Raw genomic sequence first — 5083 nt, forward strand, 5'->3', positions numbered from 1 at the left:
TACTCGTCCAGCGGCACGTCGTCGGCGCGCCACGCGTCGATCACCGGCTGCACGATGCGCCAGCACTGCTCGGCCGCATCCCCGCGCACCGCGAGGGCGGCATCGCCGTCGAGGATGCTCGAGAGCACCTCGCCGTAGGCCCGGAGCGCGCCCGCGCCGAGGTCGGCGGTCAGGCCGATGCGCTCGAGTTCGAACGGGTCGTCGGCGCCGTTGACGTTGAGCTCGAGCGAGAGCACGTCGGGACCGAGGGAGAAGCGCATGACCGAGCCCGATGCATCCCCTGTGAGCCCCGTCGGAACGTGCCGCACCGGTCGGAACTGCACGACGATCTCGCGCACCGGCTCGCCGATCGCCTTGCCCGATCGCAGCGTGAACGGCACGCCGGACCAGCGCGCGGTGTCGACGGCGAAGGTCACCTCGGCGAGCGTCTCGGTGTGGCGCGACGGGTCGACCCCGGGCTCGTCGACGTAGGAGGGGAACGTCCGGTCCCCGATCGACCCGGCGGTGTAGCGCGCGCGCCGGGACGCGGTCGCGGGATCGTCGTTCCACACGTGCGTCGCGCGCAGGGCCGCGCCGGTCGCATCCCGCAGATCTCGTTCGTCGAGGGATGCGGGTGCGGTCATCGCGAGGAAGGCCAGCACCTGCAGCAGGTGGCTCTGGATCATGTCGATCATCGCGCCGGCCTTGTCGTAGTAGCCGGCGCGTCCCTCGAGGCCGAGCGCCTCGTCGAAGCGCACGAGCACGCTCTCGACGTGCTCGGCGTTCCACACCGGCTCGATCACGCGGTTCGCGAAGCGCACGCCGAGCAGGTTCAGCAGCGTCGAGCGCCCCAGGAAGTGATCGACGCGGAAGATCTGATTCTCGGGGACGAGCTGCTCGAGCGTGCGGTTGAGCGCGTGCGCGCTGTCGGCATCCGTTCCGAAGGGCTTCTCGAGCGCCAGGATCGTGCCCTCGGGAAGGGTCACGTCGGCGAGCGCCTCGCACGCGCGGGCGGCGATCGCCGGCGGAACGGCGAAGTACAGCGCGAGCGGTCCGTCGACGCCGTGGACCAGGCGCTGCAGGTCATCCGCCTTGGTGATGTCGGCGCGCGTGTACGTGGTCTGATCGACCGCGGCGAAGGCGGCGTCGGCGTCACCGGCAGCGAACGAGGTCTTCACCACGTCGCGCCAGTGCGTGTCGTCCCAGTCGTCCATACCGGCGCCGCGCAGGTGCACGTGGCGATCGGGCTCTCGGGTGAGGAGCTCGCCGAGGGCGGGCAGGAGCAGACGGGAGGTGAGGTCTCCCGAGGCTCCGAGGATGAGCAGCGTCGTGGTCGCGGAGGTCACGGCGCCCACGATAGCGTCGAACCGCTGCCCACCACACTGCTCCCGGGAGGCTGCCGTGCCCGCACCCATCGAGGACTACGCTCTGCTCAGCGACTGCCGCACCGCGGCGCTCGTCTCGCGCGAGGGCAGCATCGACTGGTTCTGTCCGCCTCGCTACGACGCCGCCTCCGTCTTCGGTGCCCTTCTCGGCGACGAGGACCACGGCAGATGGATGCTTCGACCCGCCGACCCGCACGCGACGCCGACGCGCCGCTACGACGGTGACACCTTCACCCTCGTCACCCGATGGGAGAGCGTGGACGGTGTCGCCGAGGTGCACGAGTTCATGCCGATCGACGGCGACCGCACCGACATCGTGCGCCGCATCGTCGGCGTCTCGGGCGAGGTCGCCTTCGATCACGAGCTCGTGGTGCGGTTCGACTACGCGCGCTCCGTGCCGTGGGTGCGTCAGATCGGCGACGACGACGCGCCCGCGCTGCTGGGGATCGCCGGACCCGACGCGGTCGTCGTGCGGGGTGCCCGCCTCCGCGCCGTCGACCACCGGCATCGCGGCACCGTGACGGTCGGGCCCGGCGACGAGGTCGATGTGACGCTGACGTGGTTCGCATCCCACCTGCCGACCCCGCCGCCGGTCGACGTCGACGCCGTCCGCGCGTCGACGCAGTCGTTCTGGGGCGACTTCGCCGAGACGATCGAGCACCACGGACCGCACCACGAGGAGGTCGTGCGGTCGCTGCTGGTGCTCCGGGCGCTCACCCACCTCGACACCGGCGGGATCGTCGCCGCTGCGACCACGTCGCTGCCCGAGGATTTCGGCGGATCCCGCAACTGGGACTACCGCTATGTGTGGCTGCGCGACGCATCCCTCACCCTCGAGGCGCTGCTCGAGCACGGCTTCACGCGCATCGCGTTCCGCTGGCGGCGCTGGCTGCTGCGGGCGGTCGCCGGAGACCCCGCCGACGTGCAGATCATGTACGGCATCGCGGGGGAGCGGGAGCTGCCCGAGAGCGAGCTGACGAGCCTGCCCGGATACGAGGGGTCGGCGCCGGTGCGCCTCGGCAACGGTGCCTACACGCAGTTCCAGGCCGACGTGATCGGCGAGGTGATGGTCGCTCTCGAGGCGGCCCGCAACGCCGGCGTCGACGAGTCGGACTTCTCGTGGGCGCTGCAGAAGGCCCTGCTGGATCAGGTCGTGGAGTGGTTCGACCGACCCGACTGCGGCATCTGGGAGATCCGCGGCGAGGAGACGATGTTCACCCACTCGCGGGTGATGGTGTGGGCGGCGCTCGACCGTGGCGTGCGCGCGGTGAAGGAGACGGGGCTGCCGGGCGACGCATCCACGTGGGAGCTCCTTCGCGACCGGGTGCGCGAGGAGATCGACGCGAACGGCTTCGACGCGGAGCGGGGGCACTTCGTGCAGCACTACGGCTCGACCGAGGTCGACGCGTCGCTGCTGCTCCTGCCCCAGGTGGGCTTCTGCGCCCACGACGACCCGCGCATGCTCGGCACCGTCGCCGAGATGGAGCGCACGCTCATGCGCGACGGCTTCCTGCTGCGCTACCGCACCGACAGCGGCGTCGACGGGCTCCCCGGCGACGAGCATCCCTTCCTGGCCTGCACGTTCTGGCTCGTCGAGCAGTACGCCAGCAGCGGCCGGATCGACGACGCCGACGAGCTCATGAATCGGGCGTGCGCCGTCGCGAACGACGTCGGGCTGCTGTCGGAGGAGTACGACGTCGGGCGCGACCGCCACGCCGGGAACACCCCTCAGGCCCTGTCGCACCTCGCCCTCGTGCGCGCCGCGGATGCCCTCGTCGGCCACTCCGGCCGCGCCGCCTACCGCGTCTGACCGCGCCGTCCTCCCGGACCTCCGCTGGTCCTCCCTGTGCACCAATTCAGGCTGCACGGTGAGGAAGTGGCCGATTCCGGGCCCGAGGCCAGATCCGGCCGCGCCGAGCCTGAGTTGGTGCACACTGCGCCGGGTCCGCTGCGCCCCGCCCGCCTCGGCCGCGAGGACGGCCGGGGCGAGCCTGCTGCGCGCCTCAGCCGCTCAGTCGGCCGCCCGCCCGCCTGCCGCCCGCACACCACGTGCACCAATTCAGGCTCCGAGGGGACGAAGAGGCGCCGGGACCGGGATTCACCCGGTCCCGGCGCCCGCCAGCCTGAGTACGTGCACGTGAGCCGCCCGTGCGTCAGCGGGAGAGGGCCTCGGAGAGCTTGACGCGGGCGCCCATGCGCAGCAGCGAGTTCTCGTAGATCTTCGCGGCCACGACGATCGCTCCGAGGCACGTGGCGATGAGGATCGCCAGCGACAGCAGCGGCTCCCACCACTGGGCCTCGCCGAGGAACATGCGCATGGGCATCCCCACCGGCGCCGAGAACGGCACGTACGACATGATCCCGAGCACGACGGGGTTCTCGTAGAAGAAGATCACGAGGAAGTACGGCGCCATGATCAGCATCGTGAGCGGCGTGGTGGTCGAGCCGATGTCCTCCTGGCGCGAGACCATCGACGCGGCGGCGGCGAACAGCGTCGCCAGCAGCACGAAGCCGAAGAAGAAGAACACGGCGAACCAGGCGATCGGCGCCCCGAGACCCTGCAGCAGCTCGGACTGGCCCGTGACGGTCAGGCCCACCACGGCGATCGCCACGAGGATGAGGATCTCGCCCATCGCGAGGATCGTGTTGCCGATCACCTTCCCGGCGAGCAGCGAGCGCACCGGGATCGCCGAGATGAGCAGCTCGACCACGCGCGTCTGCTTCTCCTCGACCACCGACTGCGCGATGGTCCCGCCGAACAGGGATGCGGCCATGAGGAAGACCACGCCGAAGCCGATGGCGGCGACGAATCCGAGCGCATCCGACCCGGCGTCGGGGTCGAGCAGCTCCACGGTCGGCAGCTGCGACAGCGAGAGCAGCAGATTGGTCGGCGGGCTGGATTCGGCGACGACCGTGAAGCCCGTCGGCGACGCGGAATCGCCCACGATGGCCGCGTCGACCTCGCCCGCGCTCACGAGCTCGCGCGCTTCGGCGTCGGATGCGGCGTCGGTCACGTCGACGCCGGGCACGTCCGCGACGTACTGCTGTGCTTCGGAGGTTACCGCGACGGGCGTGCCGGAGGTGTTCTGCGCGGTGAAGCCGCCCCACAGCACCAGCGCGAGCGCGCCGACGAAGAGGATCGCGAACGAGATGATGAAGGCCTTGCTGCGCAGCTTCGAGCCGATCTCCCTCTCGGCGACGAGCCAGACGCTCTGCGCCGTCGTGGGGCCGGCCGTCGTGGGGCCGGCGGTCGGGGTGGCGTTCACTGGATGACCTCCTTGAAGATCTGCGACAGGGTCGGATGCTGCGGGGCAAAGCTGGCGACGTCGCCCTGTGCGACTGCGCGGCGGAGCACGCGCTGGGCCGTCTCGTCGGAATCGGCGTCGAACACGGCGTAGCCGCCGTCGAAGTCGCGCACGTCGACGCCCTCTTCGTCGCGCAGCCACCCGGCGTCGCCGGTGGAGACGAGCTCGTAGCGGCGCTGCGCGTGGGCGGCCCGCAGCTCGTCGCGTGCGCCCTTGGCCCGGATTGTGCCGCCGGCGATGATGACGAGGTCGTCGCACAGCCGCTCGACGACGTCGAGCTGGTGCGAGCTGAACAGCACGGATGCTCCCGCGGCGGCCCGCTCCTGCAGGACGGCGGCGACCACTTCGACGGCGAGCGGGTCGAGACCCGAGAAGGGTTCATCGAGGATGAGCACGTCGGGGTCGTGCACGAGG

4 protein-coding genes are annotated in these 5083 nt (G+C 71.1%); 1 reads left to right on the plus strand and 3 read right to left on the minus strand.

The annotated features are described in order from the left end of the window. Positions 1 to 1334: glucose-6-phosphate dehydrogenase (locus B4E30_RS09755; RefSeq protein ID WP_286795068.1), on the minus strand; the 1334-nt coding region annotated here is incomplete at its 3' end. Between the two features lie 46 nt (positions 1335 to 1380). On the opposite strand from B4E30_RS09755, the gene B4E30_RS09760 reads away from it, so the two are divergent. Then, entirely contained in the window at positions 1381 to 3174 is a 1794-nt protein-coding gene (locus B4E30_RS09760; RefSeq protein WP_286795071.1) for a glycoside hydrolase family 15 protein, read from the plus strand. A 343-nt stretch (positions 3175 to 3517) separates the two neighbouring features. On the opposite strand, the gene B4E30_RS09765 is transcribed toward B4E30_RS09760, so the two are convergent. Both B4E30_RS09765 and B4E30_RS09770 read right to left on the minus strand, forming a co-directional pair. Then, complete coding sequence (locus B4E30_RS09765) at positions 3518 to 4630, minus strand: ABC transporter permease (protein WP_286795073.1); 1113 nt, start codon at positions 4628 to 4630, stop codon at positions 3518 to 3520. After that, a partial coding sequence (locus tag B4E30_RS09770) for an ABC transporter ATP-binding protein (RefSeq protein WP_286795076.1) occupies positions 4627 to 5083 on the minus strand: 457 nt, incomplete at its 5' end. The genes B4E30_RS09770 and B4E30_RS09765, both read right to left, overlap by 4 nt.

Source organism: Microbacterium sp. UBA3394 (assembly GCF_002358725.1).
GTDB classification, from domain to species: Bacteria; Actinomycetota; Actinomycetes; order Actinomycetales; family Microbacteriaceae; genus Microbacterium; species Microbacterium luteum.